This is a genomic window from Streptomyces sp. NPDC054975 (genome assembly GCF_053609105.1).
The window spans coordinates 366,431-388,625 of record NZ_JBSGWV010000001.1 but is presented as its reverse complement, the minus strand read 5'-3'; the positions used below and the strand labels follow the sequence as shown (position 1 = coordinate 388,625).

Here is a 22,195-nt window from a genome sequence, read left to right as displayed (position 1 = left end):
CTACAGGTCGAGATCTCCCTCCGAACTCGCTGCGGGAGCAGGCGGCTTGGGGCAGAGGCGCTTCACGGCGGCGCGCAGCTCCCGCTCGCTGGGGTGGTGGGAGAGGCCCGGACCCTCGATCCGTTCCCACAGCCTCGGGGCGATCAGCGGATCCGCGAAGTAGCCCCGCAGGACCGGGGAGTTGTCCACCTCACGGGTCAACAGGGTGACCAGTTCCGGGCTTGCCGAGTACGCCCCGTACCACTGCGTGTCGAGCGTGCCGGTGGCCGGGAGCAGGCCGGCGCGTGCGGCCGCGATCAGGACCCGCCCGGTCTCCTGGGGGTGCCACTGCTGGGAGCCGGAGCGCTCGTAGAGGTGCACGGCCTCCGTGACCGTCGCCACGGACCAGTCCGTGCGCGGCAGCCACGTCGACGCCCAGGCCACGGCGGACGTATGGGCCACGATGTTGGGCGGCAGCGTGGGGACCACGTCCGGAAGGTGGCGCTGGGCGTTGCACTCGTGGAGGGCCTGGGCCGCCCACCCGATGCCGAGCCAGTGCGCCTCCGCGTCCACGACCAGATGGCGCCGGGCCACCTGCTCGATGAGCCGCCCCACCGCCTCGGCCAGATGGCCCGCGGACCTGTGTGCCCTGTGGACCACCTTGAGGAGCTTGCTCGCCTGGTGGGTCCCGAGCGCGTTCGCCAGGACGTCGACGTTCAGCCCGAGGACGTGGTCGAGGATGTCGTTGAACGCCTTGCGCGCACCGGTCAGCCACAGAGCCTGGAGCAGGCCGGGGATCTCCTGCATGTCCGACCGGAGGGTCAGCCGGAGCCGGTTGAGCAGCCGGGTGACGTTGACACTCGCGGCCAGCTGCTCACCCCACTGCGGCTCCCACATATGGGCGAGCGTCAGTATCTCCAGCACCGCCCGAGGGCTGGCGAAGAGATGCATGGTGGACTCCAACCGGTTGGCGACCAACGTGTGCATCCACTCGGTCTCCTCGGTGCGGTTGGTCACCCCGAGCCGGGCCAGGGCGCGCCCCACGTGACCCTGGGTCAGCGGGTCCTGCTCGAACTTGAAAGCCTCGACGAGTGTCAGCCAGCGCCGTCGTTCGCCCCGCAGAGCCGCGAGTTCCGCCTTGCCCAACCCTGGCTGACAACGCTCCACCTCGCTCAGCAGCTCGGCGGTGAGGGGCGGATGCACCACGCTGCGGAGCACGAGTTCCCGCAGGTGGGAGAGGTCTTGGCCGCCATGCGGCCGGCTGAGCTTGTCCACGGTCGTGGCCGCGTCGCTCGGGTTCAGCGTACGGAGCTGGCCGAGCGTGGTGGTGAAGGCGCCGATGCTGCGCCCGACCTGAAGCCGCTCGGCCCAGTCCCAGTGGGGGTGCTCCTCCCTGAAGTGCTGAAGGACGAACGTCGTCGCGTCGACCCGCCCTCCGGACCGAAGGGTGTCCGCCATCACGTGGAGCTTCTGCGCGACGTTGCTCGCACTGCTGAGGAGCGGAGCGTGCACGGCCTTGTCCATCTTGAGCCGGTGCGCGTAGTCCGATCCGATGTCGGGTACGAGCGCGAGACCCAGGCGGTGGGTGTGCACCATGCTCTCCGGGTCGAGCCCGATCTGGGACATCCGGTCGCACAGCACCTTCCGGTCCAGCCGCGCGGCCAGCTTGTGGAGGAAGCTCTGACCGAAGTACTCGTCCTGGATCAGGAGCATGGCCAGCCGCGGGCCCCACGGGCGGGCCGTGCCGCGCTGGGTGTGGATGCTGGAGACGACGAGCCCGAGCGCCCCCTCCTCGATGTCCTGCCGGTAGTCCGCGCCCGCTTCCCACAGCCCGCGCAACAGGTGGTAGACGATGGCGGGCCGGCGCTCCCGCCGCATGACGTTCTCGACGAACTCCTGACCGATCTCCATGGCGAGGCGGTAGCTGAAGCGCTCCTCGGTCGCGCAGTAGAGATCGTCCACACGACTGACCGCACTGAGCAGCATCCCCGCGCCCCGGGCGTCCTCGAAGCCGCGGACCGTCTTGGCCAGTTCGCGGGCGAGCCCGTCGTCGGCGATCAGGTCGCCGTCGCGGTTCTCCCGGTACAGGAGCGTCCGCAGCGTGCCGCCGTGGATGTTCCGGACCGTCGAGATGAGGATGGCCGCCTCTGCGGGCGGCGCCGCCTTCACCACGGGAACCAGCGTGCGTCCGAACTTCAGATGGTTGAGCAGCCGGTTGCAGAGCCCGCGGTTGCTCTGCGCCAGGTCGAACAGGGCCTGACTGATCTGGATCGCGTCCGAGTGCGCCAGAGCGGCCTGGAGCTGTGACTTGTACTGCTCGATGATCTGGTCCCAGTCGCCCGTGCCGTCGAAGTGCAGCTTCAGCGAGATCCAGGAGAGGATGGAGGCGAGGGACCGGTCCTTGGTGGGACTGGCCTGGATGAGGACCTGCGCCGGCTTGAAGAAGGGGCGCAGCGCCGACGCGGGATTGTCCTCCCGAGCCTGTCGCGACTTGGCGAAGATCAGATCGTCCATCCGCCGTACGGCGATGAGGTCCCTGTGGTTCGCGGGATCGGCGTCACGGACGAGGTCGTCGATACGCTGCTCGAACCAGTCGCAGACCGTCGCCGTCGGCGTGGTTCCCTCGCCCGCCAGCTTGAGCAGGGCGCTGACGAGGTGGTGCCGGTCGGTGAGGCTGGAGGGCCGGCCGAGGACCGTGTCCAGCCCACCCTGGGGTGTGCCGACCCACGCGACGAGCTCCGCCAGCACGCTCGGGTCGAGCCGGAACTCGTCGTCCCACAGCGCCGTGAGCCCGAACGTGAGGTCACGTACCGTCAGATCGTCGATCGTCATGAGACGTTGGAGCACCGCCGGCAGCGCGGCGGCGGTCCAGTCGGCGTCACTGTTGCGCCGGCACAGCCGCAGCACCGACAGGGCCTTGCGCGGATGAGCCTGCGCCGCCCAGCCGGTGATCGCCTCGCGGACCGAGGCGAGTTTCAGCAGCAGCGCGAGCCGTTCGGGCGCGTAGGCGGCGCACTTGCGCAGCAGCGCGTCGAGCCGCGGCTGGTTGTCGTCCCGGAGGAGGCCGAGGACGTACGGTTCCAGCTGGGTGGGGAAGGCGTCCAGCCCGGCGGGGCTCGCGGAGGCGATCAGCGCCTCGGCCCGGACGGTGCTGGGGATCCTCGCCAGTCCGCGGTGGACGACGACGCCGAGAGCGTCCCGGGTCTCCTCGGGGATGGCCCGCACCTGGGCGACCGGCACTCCGTCGTCCAGCCACGACACCGCGGCCAGCAGGTACACCGCGGTGCGCGCATCGGCGTCGAGGACGTCACAGACGGCCTGCGCCCGTGCCCGTACGCGGTCGGCCCCCAGACCCTTGTCGGGCAGAGTCCCCGCGGCGGCCGGCTTGTCGGCGGGCTCCTCGCGCAGCAGATCGGCGAGCAGACCGAGATCCCCGTGGCACGCCTCGACGGCCAGGCCGACCGCCGCCGTGTCGTCGGCCCGGACCCGGTACTCTCCGGGCGCCTGACGGATCATCCGCCGGGCCAGGTCCGGGACCTCCTCGGGCGGTACCAGGGTGACGTAGGCGGTCACCCCGTGGTTCTCCCAACGGTTGGTGGCCCCGTCGACGTAGCGGGTCAGCGCGAGCACGCCCACCTTCAGCTCGCCCAGGCACTCCAGGGCCTCGCCGACGTTGCCGTCCTCCAGGGCCTGCAGGTCCTCCAGGACCACGAGCACCTTTCGACGCGCGGTGTCGACACCCGTGGCGGTGAGCGCGGCGCGGACTACGGGCAGCAGGTCGCCGTCCGAGGGTAATTGGCGACTGTCGGGGGACAGGACGAGGGTCTGCCAGCCGGCGGCCTCCAGCTTCCGCACCACCTGCTGGGCGCACACCGTCTTTCCGCTGTTGCGCGGCCCGGACTGGATCACCCGGGACAGGGGCCGCTGGTGGTAGCGCTTGAAGAGGAAGGAGGACCGCTCGAAGTCGACCAGGCGATCGTCTGCCGGCCCCCTCCATCCCGGCTCGGAGTCGCCGGCGGCGGTCGAGTGGAGGATGCGCCACTCCTCCTCGTCGAGGATCTGCGCCGCCCGGCGGCCCACCGCGGCGTGCCACTGCTCCCCCCAGAGCAGGCGGGCGGCCCCGAGCAGGGTCGGCTCGGCGTCGGACTCGACAGCTCCCGCCCGGTGCAGCCGCCAACCGTCGGTGTCGCGCCACAGGACGCCGAGCCCGGCCTCGGCGGCGGCGCCCCTCGCCTCGTCGATCACGGTCGACGGCAGCCAGTCACCGTCCTGCGAGATGCCGGCCAGGGCGAGGACGCCCAGGGTGCCGAGGTCCGGGAGACCGCCCTCGGAGGCGATCCAGGACAGCGCGACGGCGGCCGGGGCCGAGTCCGGGGCGACCGTGGAGGGACTGAGGACGTACGGGGCCTCGACACGGGGGTGGACCTCGGCGGAGAGCTTGCTGCCCACGGTCGCCACGAGCGGGCGTGCCGCGTGCAGACCCCGGTCGATCGCGGCCGCGTCGGGGAGCGGTGAGGAGGGCAGGGCGCCGTCGCGGGGATCGATCACGATGTCGGCGCCCGCGATGACGTACCAGTCGTCCACCGGCGCCAGCAGAAGGGGCACCCCGCCCACCGGCGTCGGTCTGGGCGCGTCGCCGCCCGCGGCGTCCACGCGCTCCGCCCGGGTCACCAGTTGGTCGAGCTCGCCCAGCAGCTCGGCGTCGAGCTCGCCGAGGAGGTCCCCCAGGTCCGTGGCCCCTTCCTCCGCGTACTCGAACAGCAGCGCGCCGGGGCCGATGGGCTTGCTCTCGTCCGAGAAGTCGAAGGGGCGTCGGGGGAGGGGGATCTTTCTGTCCAGGGCCCTCTGCCCGAGGCCGATGACCGTGCGGAGACGGGACTCGACGCGGACCCTGTCGACCGAGGGGCCCAACAGGTCCGTGGCCAGCGCGTGGAGCGCCATGTGCAGTTCATGGGTCAGGGACGACTCCCTGCCTCCTGCGGACGACATCTGGTTCTCATGGCTCACACTCGACTCCTCGCTCCCCGTGCGCGTGCTGTTCATGGCGTGATGCGGACCAGGCCCTCGACGGTTCCGACGACGATCTGGCCGTTGCGGTGCAGGTCCACCGAGTGGATGTCGAGCCCGATGTCGAAGTGGCGGGCCGGACCGGAACCGGTGGGGGACGACAGCCGGATGTCGCCGTGGACGCCCGCGCTGACCAGCACCTGCGTGTCCCCCACGGTGCACAGGCGCAGTTCGCTGATGCCGCTCGCGTGGTCCGCGACCCACCGATGCGAACGGCCGCTCCAGTCCGACCACCAGACGGAACCGTCGCCCGCTCCGGTGTAGATGCCGTGGGCGTTGGACGCGATCTTCACCAGGCCGCGGTTCTGCGGCGGTTCGAACGTGTGCAGGCGCTCGCCGTCACCGCGCCACACGACCACCTGCGAGGCCGTGCGCGCCGCCACCCGGACTCCGTCCGCGGTCAGGGCGGCCGTGGCTCCACCCAGGCGTAGCCCCGGCTTGTCGACGCGATCCCCCGTGACGCGCCCGCTCCGCCACTGCCACCCCTCGCCGCCGACGATCAGCAGGTCCTGTCCGACCTGGACGCAGGCGCTCAGAGGGCAGTGGAGATCCAGGGAGGGGATCTCCAGCGCCCTGCGGTCCAGGAGGCAGACCCAGGCTCCGCCTGTGATGTCCCCCGCGAACAGCGCGGGTTGCCCCTTGTAGTCGATGACCGAGGACGCGGTGATCCGGGGCGGGACACGCTTGCGGCTCGGCACCTTCTCGGGGTCCGGCTCCAGGACGGTCCAAGCGGTGTCGTCGGCGTCCGCGGGCCGGTGGAAGACACTGCTCCCGATCAGCGCCAGTTCACCGCCGTCGGGAAGGCAGTGGACGGTCTTGATTCCCCGGTCGTCACGGATGTCACGGTCGTCATGGACGTCTCGATCATCCCGCTTCGGGCGCACGGAAGGCGGGCGGCAGTCGACGGCCACGGCCTGCCAGCCCGAGGCGTACGCGCGGGCCCGTCGGGCGAGTTCGTCCAGAGCTCGTACCTGGGCGTGCAGGGCCAGCCGCGCCAGGGTGTGCCCGTCGGGCCGCCAGCGTGACCCCATCAGCTCCCAGCAGAGCGCACGGACGTTGGCCACCCGGTCGTTGGTGGACTCCTGAAGGAGGCCGAGGGTCCGGTACAGCGTCTCGCCGTTCATCGCGAGCAGGAACTCCGGATCGTCCAGGTAGTCCTCCAGGATGCCGGCCAGCCGCGCGTGGTGGGGAAGGTGTTCGCGGGTGTACTGGTCGGCGCCGGACCAGTCGCGCTGGCCGGACGGCAGCAGAGGGAGCTGCTCGGTCATGGCCGCGACGAACAACGCGTGGTACCTGCGCGCCTCGACCGAATCGGCCAGGTAGTCGGCGGTCGGAGGGCGTGTGAGCCTCCATCCGTGACTGTTCATGCCGTCCTCCGGGACATCAAGGTAGTCCCTTGCCTCTCTGCACACGTCGGTGATGGCCGCGGGGCCCACTGCGGGTCTGCCGGCCGCGCGGACGACGGCGGCCCACAGCCGCCCGTCGGCCGGGAGTCCGTCGCCCTGGGCGAAGGCCACCGGCAGGAGCATCTCCCGGGCCCACTGCGGATCGTCGTCGTCCAGCTCGCGGCTGAGTCGTTCGAGAGCATCCAGGAAGAGATCGGCATTGGAGCGGTCGGCCTGAACCTTGGCGGTCGCGGGGTCCTGGGTGCTCGTGTCGACGGCGAAGAGGTAGGCACGGAGCCACGACCCGCCGGCCGCCGCGGTCGTGGCGAGCGCGATGTCGCGTATCGACCGCGCGCTCGTTGTCGACCATCGCGTGCCCTTACGGTTCCTGAGGACGTGCTCCACCAGGCCGACCATGTCGGCCTCGTCGAAGTACTCGTCCGCGTCGAGGTCGACGATCGGTCCCTCGAAGCCCTCCGGCACCTCACTCGTGGCCATGACGACACGGGTCCGCGGCTGTGCGGCCAGGGGCGCCAGCAGGGTGCTGTAGAGGAGCTCGGGCTCCGCGCTCGCGTCGACGGAGTCGAAGACAAGGCGGAGTCCCCGGTCGCCGAGGGCCTCCACGAGGCCGGCGCAGTCCGCCTCGTCGCTCTTGTCATGGAGGGCCAGGGTGTGCACCACGGCGTCCACAGTCTTGCCGCGGACGTCCAGCAGCAGGTCGACGCATGGGCCGGGCTTGGCGTCGGGCGCCCCTGGTCCGCCCGGCAGCGGCCGATTCCCGGACGGGGCGTGGACCCAGTCGAGCAGGACGGACTTTCCCGAGCCCGGCCGCCCGGTGACCACGAGGGGGACCCCCGGTTCCGGCGGTGGTGCCTCGCCCAGGTGGGAGACGACGTCCCGTACGGCTTGGGCGCGCCCGCAGAAGGCCCATCCGCTGTCGTCGTTCGCCTCGGGTGGTCGCCGTACGAAACTTGGTTTGTAACGCGGATTGGGGAAGGCCCGGGTCGGCTCACGAGGGGGCGCGAAGCTGGGTAACTGGGGGTCCTTGGGGTCCTTGGAGCCCTTCTCCATCCGGACGTTCAGTTCCGCGAAGAGGCGGTGGACGTCCAGGTGTTCGTCGTCCCCGCGGGTGTTGCGCAGGGCGCCCGCGAAGGAGTCGGCGAAGTGCATCTGCTGAGCGTCGGTGACCTGGTTCGTGGAACCGATCACGGTGAGCAGAGGAAGTCTGGTCCCCTTGGCGTGCTGTTCGAGCGCCTCCCGGTCCAGGCGGTTGACCGCCAGCCCCGACCGGCAGGCGTCGAACAGGATGACGACCTCGCGCGGCCGCGGCCGGGCCTTCCTGCCGGGGATGATGAGCGACATCAGCTTGGCGACGTCCAGCATGCTCGACCGGTCGGCCTCCTTGCTGTCGTGAGCGGCGAGAAGGATGTCCCTGTTGCCGAAGTCGATGCCGTGTCCCGAGTAGTAGAAGAGCAGGACGTCGGGGGGTGAGCCGTCGTCGCCCTCCAGCGCCTTCTCGAAACTGCCCTCCAGGTCCGCGACCTTGGGGTTGGTCTGTGAGCCGCGATGGATCGTGAATCCGGCCTCCGCCAGGACGGCCCGCATCATCCGCAGCTCGTCCGGCACGCGTGGAAGTGGCTCGAACCCGTCTCCGAAACTGCTGGTTCCGGAGACCAGTGCCACCCGGACGAGATCCGCCGACCTGCCGACGGGGTACGGAGCCGTCGTCACCGCTCGGTGGCCGGCAGCGCCGTCGCGACGGCCTCGGCGACCTCTTCGGTCGTGAGGTAGCGGAGCACGGAGTGGCTGCCGAAGAAGTACTTGCCGGGCCGGTGCCAGGGCAGATTGACGACGGGCCGGTCGTCGACGTCGCCGAAGGCCGGCGCGAGGTGCTTCACCAGGGCGATCGGGTCGTCCTTGGCGGCCACGTTCACCCAGCGGGCGACGGGCGGCAGCGCGTTGCCCTCGGAGGGCGGTGTCGGCAGCAGGCGGTCCTGGACCGCGCGCAGGCCGAGGGGGGAGCCGACGCTGATGAAGGTGTGCACGTTCCACTCGGGGTGGGCGCGGAGCGCTTCGTACGCCACCACGGAGCCCAGGGAGTGGCCGATGACGACCCTCGTGTCGGGGGTCACGACCCGCGCGAAGCGCTGCTGCGCGCACGCCCGCACGGTGTCCGACGCGTCCAGGTAGCGACGCACCTGGCGGATCATCCAGATGACGGTGCGGCCCATCGGTTTGCCGAGCCCCTCGTGCCGCTCCAGCCGGCGCAGGGCGATCTGGCCGAGCCCCTTGCCGCCGGGGAGGGGCGCGTCGGTGCCCTCGGCGAACGCCTCCAGCAGCTCCAGTTCGAGCGGGTCGTGCACGTCACCGATCTCGAACGAGGGGATGTCCGCCAGCTCGTCGTCGACGCCGCCGCCCTTGGTGCCCCGGCTGCGGAAGCAGCTGCCGTAGTACACGGCGGAGACGTCCGCCGCGTCCGGTACCGGGTGCGCGGCGTCCGTCATGCCGACCCGCAGGGCGTCGTACCACTCCGTCAGCATCGTCTCCGCGTGCTTGTACTGGTACCCGATGCCGTGACAGATGACTACACGCGACACTGTGCCCCCCTTGCCACCCCGCCGAGGTGGTTCCCACACCGAAGAACTGAGGAACCATCATGCCGCATGATCTGTCACCAGCCACCCGCTCTGCGTGATCAACTGCCCGCGAGGGGCGAGTTGTTGCCACCGCCCCGGAGCAGGTCGAACGTACGAGTGGGGCGGCGTCCCCCGCGCCGAAAAACGCTTGGACCGCGCGGGGGTCGGCACGGAAGACTTTCGGGCTCACCTGTTGGTCCGAAAGTACAGGGTTGGGATGGGATCTCCTCAATCGCCCGAAGGATCCCCGAGTAGGGGCTCCGTCTTCCTCGCACTCCGCCACTACGGACGGGAACTGGCCCGTCTTCGCCTGCTGACACTGCCGGCGATGCTGCTGCCCGCGCTCGGCAACGTCGGCATCCAGTACGTCGCTCCGCTCGTCGTCGCCAAGCTCGTCGCCCGGATCGCCGGGGACGGCAGCGCCGCGCTCGCCGTCGGCCCGATGCTGCCGTACGTCCTCACCTTCGCCGGTGTCCTGCTGTTCTCCGAGGCGCTGTGGCGCGTCGGCCTGCACTGCCTGAACCGTCTCGACGCCCGGGGCATCGAGCATCTGTACGTCGTCGGAATGGGTGAACTGTTCGCCAAGGACGCCTCGTTCTTCCACGACAACTTCGCCGGCTCGCTGACCAAGCGCGTCCTCAGCTTCGCCTCCCGCTTCGAGGAGTTCGTCGACACGCTGACCTTCTCGGTCATGGGCAGCCTCGTCCCGCTGGCGTTCGCGTCCGTGGTCCTCTGGCAGTACGAGCCGCTGCTCGTCGTCGGTCTGCTGACGATGATCGTGGTCACCGGGGCCGGGGTGGCTCCCCTGATCCGGCGCCGGCAGAAGCTCGTCGCCCAGCGGGAACAGGCCATCGCCCGGGTCTCCGGACACGTCGCCGACAGCCTGATGAACATGGACACCGTCCGGTCGTTCGCCGCCGAGGAACGCGAGGCCGCCGAACACCGCTCGCGCGTCGCCGAGTCGCGCCGTCTCACGCTGCGCTCCTGGGACTACGGCAACCTGCGCATCGACACCCTGGTCGCGCCGATGTCCGTCGTGACCAACGTCCTGGGGCTGCTGCTCGCGCTCACGCTCGGCGGGGGAGAGATCGGTGTGGAGGCGGTCGTCGTCGCCTTCACGTACTACGCCAACGCCACCCGGATCATGTTCGAGTTCAACCAGATCTACCGCCGGCTGGAGAGCTCGATGACGGAGGCGGCGCAGTTCACCGAACTGCTCCTGGACCCGCCCACGGTGCTCGACCCGCCCGTCCCGGAACCGCTGCTCGGCGAAGCGGCCGACGTGCGCTTCGAACGGGTCACGTTCTCCCACGCGGGCGCGGAGCCGCTCTTCGAGGGACTCGACCTGGCGGTGCCCAGCGGGGCGAAGTTCGGCCTCGTCGGCCGGTCCGGCGGCGGAAAGACCTCGCTCACCCGGCTGCTGCTGAGGATGACGGACATCGACGACGGGAGGATCCTGATCGGAGGACAGGACATCAGCCGGCTGCGACAGGCCGAACTGCGTAGCCAGATCGCCTACGTGCCGCAGGACCCGGCGATGTTCCACCGCTCGCTCCGGGAGAACATCGCCTTCGCCCGGCCGAACGCCACCGAGGCGGAGATCCGCCGCGCGGCCGAGGCGGCGCACGTCACCGAGTTCGCCGACGCCCTGCCCGACGGCTTCGACACGATGGTGGGCGAGCGCGGGGTGAAGCTCTCCGGCGGCCAGCGCCAGCGGGTCGCCCTCGCCCGCGCCATCCTGCGGGACGCGCCGATCCTGCTGCTCGACGAGGCGACCAGCGCCCTCGACTCCGAGAGCGAGATCCTCGTCCAGGACGCGCTGTGGCGGCTCATGGAGGGGCGTACCGCGCTCGTCGTGGCCCACCGGCTCAGCACGGTCGCCACCATGGACCGCCTCGTCGTCCTCGACCGCGGGCGGATCGTCGAGCAGGGCACGCACCAGGAGCTGCTCGCGACGGGCGGCGCCTACGCGAAGCTCTGGCAGCACCAGTCGGGCGGCTTCCTCGACGACAGCCCGGCGGGGGCGGAAGTGAGCTCGTGACGCGTCGATGACGTGCAGGGACGGGGCGACCTGGTACGACTCCCGGTGGATCCCCGGGGCAGCCTCCCGGTCGAGCCCCGGGAGGCGGGCCTCGCGACCTCGCCGACTAGGGTCTTTCGTTTGGATAAGGCCGGATCAGGGAGCGGGGTCTGGTGCCGTGGATCGCAAGGCGGAGGAGGGCGCCATGGCGGAGCCATGGCAACCGACGACAACGCGGCGAGGCGCGGTGCCAGGGCCCGCGAGCCCGGCATGATCCAAACGAAAGGCCCTAGGCTTCCCCCTCCGGAAGTGACGATGTGGGATCAGCACGGGGGTGGGGACATTGCGGCAGGTCCGCGAGGAGGACGGCGCGCTCGACGTGCTCGTCTCCCTGGCCGACAGGGACGACGCGGCGAGGATCCGGGAGCGGATCGGGGTCGAGGAACGCCCCGACACGCTCCCCACGCGCTGGCAGGGCGCGTCCGCCGTCGGCCGTCTGCCGCTCTCCGCCCGCTTCTGGACCCTGGAGGAGGACCGGCCGTACGTCAACGAACTCGTCGTCCAGGCGGGCGGGTTGCCCGGAGCGCTGGAGCTGGCGGTCGTCAACGGCGAGTCCTTCGGGCCCGACCCGTCCCGCACGGTCCCCCTGACCAAGGAGCTGGCCGCGCGCCCCCGCCGGACGGGCGTCGACCGGATCCCCGCGGCGGAACAGATCCCTCTGCTCCGTGCGGCGACGACGATGCGCGCGGGGCACCGGGTCGCTCGCGCCCTCGCCCGCGAGGACTGGCCGGCCGTCGTCGAGGCCGACACCGAGCAGCCGCTGCCCGGGTACGCGCGATGGGCGCTGGCGCTGCGGCCGGACTGCCCCACGGCGCTGCGGGAGCGGTTCGCCGAGCATCCGAGCTATGCGCACCGCATGCGCAGCGCCGGCATCCTCGACAGCCCCGCGGCGTACGCGCGCGAAGGGCGGCCCGCGCGCAGGGTCCTGAGGGACCTGGACACCGGCCGCTGGGCCTTCCCCACCCGCAAGCGGGAGGCCGACGCGGCGCTGCGTCCGCTGGTGCGGGGCTCGTTGGGGGCGAACGTCGAGGCGTGGGCCGTCCTGGCCCAGCTGCTGCCCACATTCACCGGGACCGTTCCCGAGCTGATCGTGACGGCCGGCGCGATCGCCTGAGGCGTCGGCGCTTCGGGGGAGAAGAAGGGGCGGGGCGGCTGGAGTCGAACCAGCGTGTCCCGGTTCTGGAGACCGGTGCGTCTGCCTCTGCGCTACGGCCCCGCCTTGCGAGCGATCCTAGACCAGCGGTGGACGCCGGAAACGCCGTCGCCCGTTGTCGGTGCGGCCTGATAGCAATGGGCGGGTACGGAGGGGGTGACGGGGGACATGGCGTACGGGGAGCGCGGGGGACGGCCTCGCCATGTGGTCGATCTGGCGGACCGGCGCGCGCTGGAGCGGTGGCGACCCGCCGACGAGGCCGTGATCGCGGAGGCCCACCGGCTGAAGGAGGCCGCCCTGCTCGACTTCGGGCTCTCCGGATCGGCGGTGGCCTCCTGGCTGTACGCCAAGTGCCGCCACCAGATACCGACCACGGCGGTCGACACGGCCGCCATGGTGGCGAGCGGCGACGGCACCTGCCTGCTGGCGTACAACCCGGAGTTCTTCGTCTCCCTCGGTCTGGACGGGGTGAAGTTCGTCCTGTTCCACGAGGCCCGGCATCTGGTCCACCGGCATCTGTTCGTGGAGGAGGAGCTCCGGAGCGACCCGGTGTTCACGCTCGCCGCCGAGGTCTCCGTCAACCACGTCGCGATGGTGCGGCTCGGCGTGAGCGAGCTGCCGGCCCGTGACGGGGGTGGACCCGTCGGCATCGACCCGCGCGTCATCCACACCGCCTACCGGGAGGACCTGCTCGCCCACGGGCTGGAGCCTGTGGAGTACGGGGAGTTCATCGCCACCGACATGTCGGTGTACGGAGAGCTGAAGCGGATGGCGCACCCTCCGGTGCCCGCCCCGGCCCTCTGCGTCCGGCTCGGCGACCACGGCCCGGCAATACCCGCCGACCAGGAGATCGTCGACACCCTCGTCTCCTCCGTGCTGCTGAACTCCCTGCTCGCCGCGCGGCGCGGCCACGCGGCGGCCGAGGCGGAGATCGGCGAGCTGATGGACCGTACGGACGGCGCCTCCGAACGGGTCTCCCGCATGTGGGGGCGGCTCGGCGCGGGACTCCTGCGCGGGCGGACACCGCGCACGGGCCGGGTCGACTGGTGGCAGCGCTGGCTGGTGGACGTCGTCGCCTCCAAGCTGCGCGACGGCGAGCGGCTGGTGTACCCGAAGAAGCGGGGCGCGCTGCTCGCGGCCCTCGGCCTCGACCCGATGCTGTCGCGGCGCGGCCCCGTCCGGGACAAGGTCCTGGTCATCGCGTACGACACCTCAGGCTCCATGCCGGACCACGTCGTCACCTGGCTGACCGAACTGGTCGGCGGGATCGACGGCGTGGAGGCCCACTGGCTCTCCTTCGACGCCGTCGTCATGCCGTTCCGCCCCGGCGAGAGGGTGTATGGAGGCGGCGGTACGAGCTTCCAGTCCGTCGCCGACCACGTGGAAGGGCGCACGCTCGTCGACGGGCGCCCCTTCGACCAGACCCCGGACGCCGTCGTGGTGCTCACCGACGGGTACGCACCGCGGATCACCCCGGCCGAGCCCGACAAGTGGATCTGGCTCATCACCGAGGGCGGCGACGACTGGCCCGAAGCCCACACACCCGCGATGGCCTGCCATCGCGTCACGACAGGATCGAGATGACCACGCCCCGCACCGCCCCATGGCGGCCCAACGCCACCTACCCGCAGCCGCCGGAGGGCTGGACCGGGGTGTCGCGTCTGGAGGCCTTCATCGACGCCATGATCGACATGGGGCAGACCGGTCAGGTCTTCGGCGAGCACGGCATCGGCAAGACGGCGACGTTCTTCTCGCACATCACCGAGGCCTACCCGGACACCGAGCTCGTCCTCGTCCCTGCCGCCAACCTCACCCCCGACGACCTGTTGGCCAACGCGCCGGTACGGGACGAGGAGACCGGCCGGCTCGTGCTGCGGCAGCTGATGATGAGCCGGCTCAAGCCGGGCAAGCCGTTCGTGCTGCTCATCGACGACTCGCTGCAGGCCGGGGAGTCGATCCAGTCGCAGCTGATGCAGATCGCCTGCGACTGGACGCTCGGCGGATACGACCTCCGCGCGCTGGGGTGCGTCGGCGTCTTCCTGACCGACAACGAATCCCTCGCCGAGACCGCCGCCCGCCGCAGCGACCTGGCCATCCTGGACCGCATGGTCACCATCCGTATCACCGCGAACGACACGGCCTGGCGGCACAAGCTCGCGGCCACGTACCGCGGCTGGGACCTCGGCGGGGTCTACTCCCTGTGGGCCTCGCTGAGCCCGGGACTGCGCGAGCTGCTCTCGCCGCGCACGGTGGACCACATCCTCGCCAACGCCCAGGAGGGCTTTCCGCTGAGCTGGGGCCTGCCCCTCGTCAACGGAGAGCGGCTGCGGCTCGCCGAGCAGCGCCCCGACGGCCGCCCGGGGCCCAACCGGACCCAGGAGATCCTGGACCGGATCGCGCACGCGCTGGGCGTGACGAACCCGTCCCGGATCGCCGACCCCGTCCGCAGCGTGGTGCGGGCGGCCCTGCGCAACCGGTGGACCGTGCTGCTCCAGGGCCCGCCCGGCTGCGGCAAGACCCAGCTGGTCCGGCAGACGGTCCGCGAGGGCCTCGGCGGGCGGGAGCCCCTGTACTTCTCGCTGCCCGTGACCAACGTCGAGGACCTCTGCGCACCGATCCCGACGCCCGACGGGTCCCTCGACAACCTGCTCGCGGCCGCGTTCACCGGCTCGGAGCCCAAGGCGATCGTCTGGGACGAGTACAACCGCCCCAAGGACAAGGCGGCGTTCGCCAAGCTGATGGAGATCACGCAGGAGTGGTCGCTCGCGGGCCGCCCCATCGAGGGGCTGAAGGCACAGATCGCCGTGCAGAACCCGCCGTACCACCTCGGCCGCAAGCTGCTCGTGGCACGGAACAACATCGCCCAGGCGTCGCGGTTCACGGCCTCGCTGACGGTGGAGCCCGGGGACATCCCGGCCAACGAATGGCTGATCAAGACGTACGGACCGGTCGCCGAGACCGTGCTCGACTGGTGGAAGCACGACATCGACGACGACGGCCGCGCCTGGATCACGAAGCGGACCATCGAGCGGCTCGTGAAGCTCCACCAGCGGGGCCTGCCACTGGAGATGGGGACCGTCTACCTGGGCGACGGCGAGTACGCCCCCGTGCAGCTGACCAGCCTCGTCGACCGGCTGAACAACCGGCCGGTGACGGGCCTGCGCGACCTGGCCCGGCAGGTCGAGGCCTGGGAGACGCGGCTGCGGCGAGCGGCCGACCAGTCCTCCGAGGGCGGCGACGACAGCGACGTGGTGCACCAGATCATCGCCAACGCCGAGCTCTCGCAACTGAAGAAGCACCGCAAGGCGGTGACCCGGCTGGTCGCGCTGCTGCCGCCGAAGCTGCGCTCGACGTACCTCGTCGGCGCCTCGGAGCAGCACCAGCGGTTCTGGATCGAGGTGTTCGCCGCGATGCCGCGCCGGAACGATGCCGACCGCCAGGGCACGGCCGTCTCCTAGGACGTGCCCCGGCGGTCCCGGTTCGGCCGCACCGGATGCCACGGACCTTCTAGTGCGGCGGGGCCGTGCGGTGGACGCTCCGTACCGCCTCGACATCGGCGGAGACCGCCGGCATCGGCAGATGTGCGCTGAAGGCGTCGAGCCGGCGCCGGACGCTGGTCGCGACGCCCTTGCCGAGGACGAACCGCGTCGGCGTGACGGCCCGGGGCGCGGCGTCCAGGATGCGGTGCGCCTCTCGGCTGCGCACGCCCGTGTGGGCGAGGACCAGGTGCGTGAGACGGTGCTCGCGGGCGGCCAGGCTCTCCCCGATCGCCGTCGTCGCGGCCAGGTCGAGGCGGTTGTCCGGCGCGCCCAGGGTCCCGGCGGCCCGGACCCGGCCGAGATCGAGGAGTTCGACGCCCGCGCCGGCCGCCGCCGCGACGAGCCGGGCCGCGGCCTCGGGCCCGATGCCGTTGCTGGCGACGGAGAGCCGGGCCGTACGGCCGTACGGCGCGCGCTCCAGGGCGGCGGCGAGGAGCAGCGCCCCGTCGTCACCCAGCCGGGCGGCCGAGGCGTACAACTCGCCGACCGCACCGGCCGAGAGCAGCGCGGCGAGCGGAGCGGCGCCGGTGCGGCCGAGGGGGTTGCCGCCGACGAAGAGCCGTTCGACGCGGCGCCCGGCGGCCGCGGCCACGAGCAGGGCCTCGGCGAGGACGGCGAGACCCGCCGGGTCGAGGCCGGTCTGCACGAGGTCGAGGGTGCGCAGACCGGACGCCGCGGCCACCAGGTCCGCCGCGGCTCGCCCGCCGGCCGTGCCCAGCGGGTTGCGCTTGAGCCAGACGCCGCTGACGACGTGCTCGGAGGCCCGCAGACTGTCGGCGATCCGGCAGGCGCCGCCCGCCGTGATGCCGTTGCACCCCAGATAGAGCGTCTCGACCCCGGCGCCGACCGTCTTCCCGGCGACGTCCACCGCGCCGTCGTCGCCGAGCCCGTCGGTCCCGAGGAGCAGATGCCGCACCCGGGGCGTGCCCCCGGTGTCGCCGAGGGCCTCGGCGATCAGCGCGGCGCCCTCGGGGCCGAGGGCCTGCTTGCACAGGTCGAGGCGGCCGTCGGGCATCGCCGTACCCGCCGGGAAGTCGATCCTCCGCTCGGCGGCCGCGCCGCCGCGCAACCAGTCGAGCAGTGGACCGAGCTCGGCGATCGACCGGGGCAGCACGGGCGGCACGCCCGCGAAGGCCGGTGCCGGTACGTTCTCCGGCTCTGGCTCCGTCACCATTCCGCCTCTTGGTAGTCCTTGAGGAAGACGCCGGCCACGGGCGCCCCGGCCTCCCCGCGCACGATCGGGTCGTACACCCGGGCCGCCCCGTCCACGATGTCCAGCGGCGTACGGAACCCCTCGGCGGCGAGGCGGTCCTTCTTCGGCAGCGGGTTCTCGTCGGTGATCCAGCCGGTGTCGACGCTGCACATGTGCACGCCCTGGGCGGCGAGTTCGGGCCCGCTGGTCCGGGTGAGCATGTTGAGGGCGGCCTTCGCCATGTTGGTGTGCGGGTGGCCCGCCGTCTTGCGCCGGACGGCGAAGCGGCCCTCCACGGCCGTCACGTTGACGACGTAACGGTTCGGCCGGGGCGAGGCGAGCAGCAGCGGCAGCAGCCGGTCCACCAGGAGCGCGGGCGCGAGGGCGTTGACGAGCTGGGTCTCCAGGAGCTCGGCCGGGTCGAGCGAGCCGATCCGGGCCGACCAGGAGTTCACCGGAGCGTGGTCGGGCAGCAGCCCCGCCTCGTCGGCCTCCGCGAGGACCAGCGCGAGCGCGCCGCCCGCGGAGGGGGCCTCCAGCGTCCGCGTCGGCGCGTATCCGGGCGCGGCCCAGGCACCACCGGGGAGTACCGCCCTCTCTCCTGCGGCGAGCAGCGCGTACGACTCCGGCGGGCGGCGCACGGTCTGGGCGGCGTTGTTGACGAGGATGTCGAGCGGTTCCCCGTCCGCGCGGAGCCGTTCGCACAGCCCGAGCACCTGGCGCGGGTCGCGCAGGTCGACGGCGACGACGGTCAGCCGGTCGAGCCAGGCCTCGCTGCCGGGCGCGGCCCGGAACCGGCGGAGCGTGTCGTGCGGGAAGCGGGAGGTGACGAGGAGGTCGACGCCGTCCCGGAGCATCATCAGCGCCAGCTGGAAGCCGATCTTCACCCGGCCCCCGGTGAGCAGCGCCCGCCGCCCCGAGAGGTCGGTGGACAGGCCCCGTCGGGCGGTGTTGTCGGCCGCGCACTGCGGACAGAGCGCGTGGTAGAACGCGTCGGCCTGGTGGTAGGGGGACTTGCAGACGTAGCAGCGCCGGGGCCGCCGGAAGACCCCGACCGCCCCCGCATGCTCGGCGGCCAGCGGGGCGTCCTCGCGCCGGGCGGCCGCGCCGGTCGCCGTCGCGGCCATGACAGCGGCGTCGGCCGCGCCACGGGCCTCCTGACGGGACTTACGGCGCCGGACCCGGCCGTCGCGGGCGAAGGACTCGGCGACCTGCTCGGCGCGGAGCCGTACGGGATCGTCGACGGGCAGGGCGCGGAGCCTGCCGACCGTACGGTGGAAGGCGGCCAACTCCTCGTCGCCGAGCGGCTCGCCGACGCCGGGGCGGTGCTCGCCGGCGGCAGGGCGTTGCTCGCCTTCGAGCCGCTGACCGCCGTCGAGCTGTCGCCCGTCGCCGGTCCGCTGCTCGTCGCCGATCCGCGCCATGTCCGTACCGCCCCCGCAGTCGTTCGTCCGGTGGTCCCGGCCGGATTCGAACCGGCGTGTCCCCTCCGAGCAGGAGGGCGCGACTGCCTCTGCGCTACAGGACCGGGCTGCCCGGACGGTCGGATTCGAACCGACGTGTTCTCGACCTGAGAAGTCGGTGCGACTGCCTCTGCGCTACGTCCGGACAGTCTGCCGATCATACCGGCGACGCGCCGGCCGGCCCGCGCCCGGTACCCCGTACAGTGGGGGCGGGCGCGGCGTGATCACGAGGAGTACGAGTGACCGCGGTGAGTCTTGAGCACGCCACCGTCCCCGCCGACACCGGCGAGGTGACCCTGCTGATAGCCCGCCGGGTGGAGCCCGGCCATGAAGCCGCCTTCGAGCGGTGGGCGAAAGGCATCCTCGACAGCGCGGCCGCCTTTCCCGGCCATCTCGGGTACGGGCTCTTCCGTTCTTCCGGAGGCGACGCCCCCTGGTTCCTCGTCCACCGGTTCCGGGACGCGGAGGCCTGCAGGATCTGGCAGGAGTCGCCGGAGCGCGCGGCGTGGTTCGCCGACTGCCAGGGACATCACCACACCGAGATCGCCCGGCGGAAGCTGACCGGCATGGAGACCTGGTTCGCTAAGCCGGGCTCGACACGGCCCGCGCCGCCTCGCTGGAAGATGGCGATCAGCGCCACGCTGGCGATCTATCCGATCTCTCTCCTCGGCAGCTACCTCCTGGTGCCCCGGCTGACCGCGCTGCCGGTCGTGCTGAGCAGCGCGGTCATCGCCTGTGTCTTCAACGTCCTGATGACGTACGTGGCGATGCCGGCCGTGAGCAGGCTCCTGAGGGGCTGGCTCACCCGCTAGGCGTTCCCGCGTTCAGCCGGCCGTGACCCGTGCCTGGTGGACGCGCAGGTGGAGGGTGGCCAGATCGAGGAGTGGAGTGGGTACGGACAGGGCACGCGCGCGTGCCACCAGGTCGCCGAAGAGGTGCTCGACCTCCGTCGGCCGTCCGGCGACCAGGTCCCGGTAGAGCGAGGGCACCATGGACGAGCCGCTCGCGGTCACGATGCCCAGCGTCGCCGCCCGCTCCGGCTCCGGTACGGGATGCCCGGCCGCGGCCGACACCGCCGCCGCCTCCGCCAGGACGGCCGGGCCCAGCTCCGCACCGCCCGGCACGGCGTTGACCTCCCCGACCGTGCCGCGCATCAGGCTCGTCACCGCGCCGAACGTGGTGATGAAGACCCATTTGTGCCACATGGACCTCACCACGTCCTCCGGCACCAGTACGTCGATGCCGGCCTCGGCCAGTACGGACCGGAACTTCTCCACGCGCGCCGTGGGACCCCCGTCCTGCTCGCCGATCGTCAGATGGGCGAGCGGCGCGAGGCGGACGATGTCCCCGTCGTCGTCGAGGGTGGTGACCACCTTGGCGACACCGCCGAGGACCCGCGCGGCGCCGAAGCGGGCGTTCAGGGCGTCGAGATGGGCGAGACCGTTGAGCAGCGGCACGATCGCCGTGTCCGGTCCGACGGCCGGCGCGACGTCCTCCATCGCCTGCTCCAGGGCGGTGGACTTCACCGAGAGCAGGACGAGGTCGTACGGCGTGGTCAGCGCGTCGGCCGTGACGAGCCGCGGTGCGAAGGACCACTCCTCGTCCCGGCCGACGAGACGCAGACCGCGCTCGCGCAGCACGGCGGCGCGGCGCGGACGGGCCAGGAAGGTGACGTCCTGCCCGGAGCGCGCCAGCAGGGCGCCGAAATAGCCTCCGGTGGCTCCGGCGCCGACGACCAGGATCTTCATGAGTGCGGACCTCTCGGGGAGCGTTGCGCGGTGGATGGTACGAGCAGGGGGCGGAGCAGCCGGTGCGGGCGGGCGAGGGCCGCCGTCACCGGGTCGTCGTCCTCGGCCGCGGGGGCGAGGCCGGGGCCGGGTGCCACGAGGATGTCGCCGACGGGGACCGGTGCCCCGCACCCCGTACAGCGGCCGTCCTCGGCGATCGGCGCGTCGTCGGCGGCGTGGCGGAAGACGCGGCGCGGGCCGCCGCCCGCCCCGTAGAACGCGTCGCCCCAGGACGTGAGCGCGCGGACGGCGGGCCAGAGCGCGACGCCCTTGGGCGTGAGGCCGTAGACCTCGCGCCGTCCGGTGTCCGGCAGCCGGGTGAGGACGCCCGCCTCCGTGAGCATGGCGAGCCGGTCGGCGAGGACGGCGCGGGGGAGGCGGAGATGGGCGGCGAACTCGCCGAACCGACGGACCCCGAAGAAGGCGTCCCGCACGATCAGCAGGGTCCTGCGCTCTCCGACGACCTCCATGGAGCGCGAGAGGGCGCAGGTCTGGCCGCCGTAGTCGCGGGGGAGGGGCATGCGGCGACAGTAGTGCAGAGAGTTCGGTGGTTGAACTCTTTTCCGGGAAAGGGGATGACGGAGAAGGGAGCGGAGGGGGATTAGGCTCGGCGCACGATGAAGACGACCCCACCGACCCGGGAGCCGAAGGCCGACAAGGCGAGCGTGCGACGGCACAATCTGAGCCTCGTCCTGCGCACCGTCCATGACGCGGGCGAGACGACCCGCGCGGCCGTCGCGGCGCGCGTCGGCCTCACCCGCGCCGCCGTCTCCTCCCTGGTCGAACAGCTCCTGGAGCAGGGCTTCCTGATCGAGTCGGGCAAGACCTTCAGCGGACAGGCGGGGCGGCCGGGGACGGTCCTCAAGCCGGCCGACACCGGGCCGGCCGGGCTCGGGGTCGAGATCAACGTCGACTACGTGTCCGTGTGCGTCGTCGACCTGGCGGGAGCCGACCGCGTCCGGGTCACCGAACCCCTCGACAACCGCGCGGCCGAGCCGGCCGAGGTCCTGGCGCGCGCCGCCGCTCTCGCGGCCGAGGCCCTGCGCAGCGCGGCGGAGCGCAACCTGCGCCCGGCCGGGGTACGGCTCGCCCTGCCGGGCCTGGTCTCGCACGGAACGGTCCACCAGGCCCCGAACCTCGGCTGGAACCGCGTGCCCGCCGACCGCCTGTTCGGCGAGGCGCTCGCCGCACTGCGGGCTGCCGGGGCGGCCGACGGGCACGAGCCTGCCGGTACGGCCGGGACGCCGCCCGAACTCGCGGTCACCTCGGACAACGAGGCGAACGCCGCGGCGCTTGCGGAGCTGTGGTGCGGCGCCCTCGACGACGTACGGAGCTTCCTGTACCTCACCGGCGAGATCGGCGTGGGCGGCGCGATCGTCGTGGACGGGGAACTGCTGCGCGGCGCCCACGGCTTCGCCGGCGAGATCGGCCACCTGCCCGTGGACGCCGACGGCCCGCTGTGCCGGTGCGGCTCGCGCGGGTGCCTGGAGCAGTACGCGGGCCAGTCGGCGCTGCTGCGGGCGTCGGGAGCCGCCGGGGTGGAGGAGCTGGCGCGCGCCGCCGACGCGGGGGAGCCCCGGGCGGTGGCCGCCGTGGAGGAGGCGGGCCGGATGCTCGGCCTCGCGCTCTCCGGCGCGGTGAACCTGCTCGATCCCGAGGCCGTCGTCCTGGGCGGGATCTACCCCCGCCTGATGGCCCGTCTCGGCCCGGCCGTCGAGGCCGAACTCGCCCGCCGCGTGGTCTCCGGCCTCTGGACCCCGGACGCGGGACGCCTCCGCACCGCCTCCCCCGCGACTCCGGCGTCCCGGGGCGCGGCCACCTTCGTCATCCGCCAGGTCCTCATGGACCCCTCGACGTACACGGCCTGACGCGCGGCCCGACTCTCATCCCACTCTCACGTGGGACTTATCCAGC

13 protein-coding genes and 3 tRNA genes are annotated in these 22,195 nt (G+C 72.2%); 6 read left to right on the top strand and 10 right to left on the bottom strand.

Annotated features, from left to right (window positions below; all coding sequences use genetic code 11):
- From ACWF79_RS01815 to ACWF79_RS01805, 3 genes are read right to left on the bottom strand one after another with little or no spacing between them, the layout of a single operon-like run.
- Positions 1-4,986: a hypothetical protein gene (locus ACWF79_RS01815; protein ID WP_453726062.1), complete on the bottom strand. Its 4,986-nt coding sequence runs from the start codon at positions 4,984-4,986 to the stop codon at positions 1-3.
- Between the two features lie 32 nt (positions 4,987-5,018).
- On the bottom strand, positions 5,019-8,114 hold the full coding sequence (locus ACWF79_RS01810; RefSeq protein WP_453726166.1) for a caspase family protein: 3,096 nt from the start codon (positions 8,112-8,114) through the stop codon (positions 5,019-5,021).
- A 44-nt stretch (positions 8,115-8,158) separates the two neighbouring features.
- Positions 8,159-9,028 carry an alpha/beta fold hydrolase gene (locus tag ACWF79_RS01805; protein ID WP_453726061.1) on the bottom strand — a complete coding sequence of 290 codons (870 nt, stop codon included), beginning with the start codon at positions 9,026-9,028 and terminating at the stop codon, positions 8,159-8,161.
- Positions 9,029-9,284: 256 nt separating this feature from the next.
- Here ACWF79_RS01805 and ACWF79_RS01800 point away from each other — a divergent pair, with 256 nt between their 5' ends.
- On the top strand, positions 9,285-11,108 hold the full coding sequence (locus tag ACWF79_RS01800; protein ID WP_453726060.1) for an ABC transporter ATP-binding protein: 1,824 nt from the start codon (positions 9,285-9,287) through the stop codon (positions 11,106-11,108).
- A 313-nt stretch (positions 11,109-11,421) separates the two neighbouring features.
- On the top strand, positions 11,422-12,261 hold the full coding sequence (locus tag ACWF79_RS01795) for a hypothetical protein (RefSeq protein ID WP_453726059.1): 840 nt from the start codon (positions 11,422-11,424) through the stop codon (positions 12,259-12,261).
- A 28-nt stretch (positions 12,262-12,289) separates the two neighbouring features.
- Here ACWF79_RS01795 and ACWF79_RS01790 read toward each other — a convergent pair.
- A tRNA-Trp gene (locus ACWF79_RS01790) sits at positions 12,290-12,365 on the bottom strand.
- Positions 12,366-12,468: 103 nt separating this feature from the next.
- On the opposite strand from ACWF79_RS01790, the gene ACWF79_RS01785 reads away from it, so the two are divergent.
- Positions 12,469-13,884, top strand: a complete 1,416-nt coding sequence (locus tag ACWF79_RS01785) for a DUF2201 family putative metallopeptidase (protein ID WP_453726058.1) — start codon at positions 12,469-12,471, stop codon at positions 13,882-13,884.
- Positions 13,881-15,758, top strand: a complete 1,878-nt coding sequence (locus ACWF79_RS01780; protein ID WP_453726057.1) for an ATP-binding protein — start codon at positions 13,881-13,883, stop codon at positions 15,756-15,758. The genes ACWF79_RS01785 and ACWF79_RS01780 overlap by 4 nt, the downstream gene beginning before the upstream one ends.
- 49 nt (positions 15,759-15,807) lie before the next feature.
- On the opposite strand, the gene ACWF79_RS01775 is transcribed toward ACWF79_RS01780, so the two are convergent.
- From ACWF79_RS01775 to ACWF79_RS01760, 4 genes are all read right to left on the bottom strand, one after another.
- Positions 15,808-17,013, bottom strand: a complete 1,206-nt coding sequence (locus ACWF79_RS01775; protein WP_453726056.1) for a ribonuclease inhibitor — start codon at positions 17,011-17,013, stop codon at positions 15,808-15,810.
- The gene (locus ACWF79_RS01770) at positions 17,007-18,455 is read right to left on the bottom strand and encodes an SDR family NAD(P)-dependent oxidoreductase (RefSeq protein WP_453726055.1); all 1,449 of its coding nucleotides are present in this window, start codon (positions 18,453-18,455) and stop codon (positions 17,007-17,009) included. The genes ACWF79_RS01775 and ACWF79_RS01770 overlap by 7 nt, the downstream gene beginning before the upstream one ends.
- Before the next feature lie 31 nt (positions 18,456-18,486).
- A tRNA-Ser gene (locus tag ACWF79_RS01765) sits at positions 18,487-18,559 on the bottom strand.
- A 6-nt stretch (positions 18,560-18,565) separates the two neighbouring features.
- Positions 18,566-18,639 (bottom strand) — tRNA-Glu (locus ACWF79_RS01760).
- A 94-nt stretch (positions 18,640-18,733) separates the two neighbouring features.
- On the opposite strand from ACWF79_RS01760, the gene ACWF79_RS01755 reads away from it, so the two are divergent.
- A complete protein-coding gene (locus ACWF79_RS01755) occupies positions 18,734-19,306 on the top strand; it encodes an antibiotic biosynthesis monooxygenase (protein WP_453726054.1) in 573 nt (190 codons plus the stop codon).
- A 12-nt stretch (positions 19,307-19,318) separates the two neighbouring features.
- Here ACWF79_RS01755 and ACWF79_RS01750 read toward each other — a convergent pair whose 3' ends face one another.
- Complete coding sequence (locus tag ACWF79_RS01750; RefSeq protein WP_453726053.1) at positions 19,319-20,242, bottom strand: ketopantoate reductase family protein; 924 nt, start codon at positions 20,240-20,242, stop codon at positions 19,319-19,321.
- Positions 20,239-20,802 (bottom strand): winged helix-turn-helix transcriptional regulator, encoded by a 564-nt coding sequence (locus tag ACWF79_RS01745; protein ID WP_453726052.1) that lies wholly within the window; start codon positions 20,800-20,802, stop codon positions 20,239-20,241. The genes ACWF79_RS01750 and ACWF79_RS01745 overlap by 4 nt, the downstream gene beginning before the upstream one ends.
- A 96-nt stretch (positions 20,803-20,898) precedes the next feature.
- On the opposite strand from ACWF79_RS01745, the gene ACWF79_RS01740 reads away from it, so the two are divergent.
- Positions 20,899-22,149 carry an ROK family transcriptional regulator gene (locus ACWF79_RS01740; RefSeq protein ID WP_453726051.1) on the top strand — a complete coding sequence of 417 codons (1,251 nt, stop codon included), beginning with the start codon at positions 20,899-20,901 and terminating at the stop codon, positions 22,147-22,149.
- The last annotated feature ends 46 nt before the right edge of the window (positions 22,150-22,195 follow it).

Coding starts and splice junctions, on each gene's coding strand:
- ACWF79_RS01800 (WP_453726060.1), top strand. CDS start 9,285: ATGGGATCTCCTCAATCGCCCGAAGGATCCCCGAGTAGGGGCTCCGTC.
- ACWF79_RS01785 (WP_453726058.1), top strand. CDS start 12,469: ATGGCGTACGGGGAGCGCGGGGGACGGCCTCGCCATGTGGTCGATCTG.
- ACWF79_RS01780 (WP_453726057.1), top strand. CDS start 13,881: ATGACCACGCCCCGCACCGCCCCATGGCGGCCCAACGCCACCTACCCG.
- ACWF79_RS01775 (WP_453726056.1), bottom strand. CDS start 17,013: ATGGTGACGGAGCCAGAGCCGGAGAACGTACCGGCACCGGCCTTCGCG.
- ACWF79_RS01770 (WP_453726055.1), bottom strand. CDS start 18,455: ATGGCGCGGATCGGCGACGAGCAGCGGACCGGCGACGGGCGACAGCTC.
- ACWF79_RS01750 (WP_453726053.1), bottom strand. CDS start 20,242: ATGAAGATCCTGGTCGTCGGCGCCGGAGCCACCGGAGGCTATTTCGGC.
- ACWF79_RS01745 (WP_453726052.1), bottom strand. CDS start 20,802: ATGCCCCTCCCCCGCGACTACGGCGGCCAGACCTGCGCCCTCTCGCGC.
- ACWF79_RS01740 (WP_453726051.1), top strand. CDS start 20,899: ATGAAGACGACCCCACCGACCCGGGAGCCGAAGGCCGACAAGGCGAGC.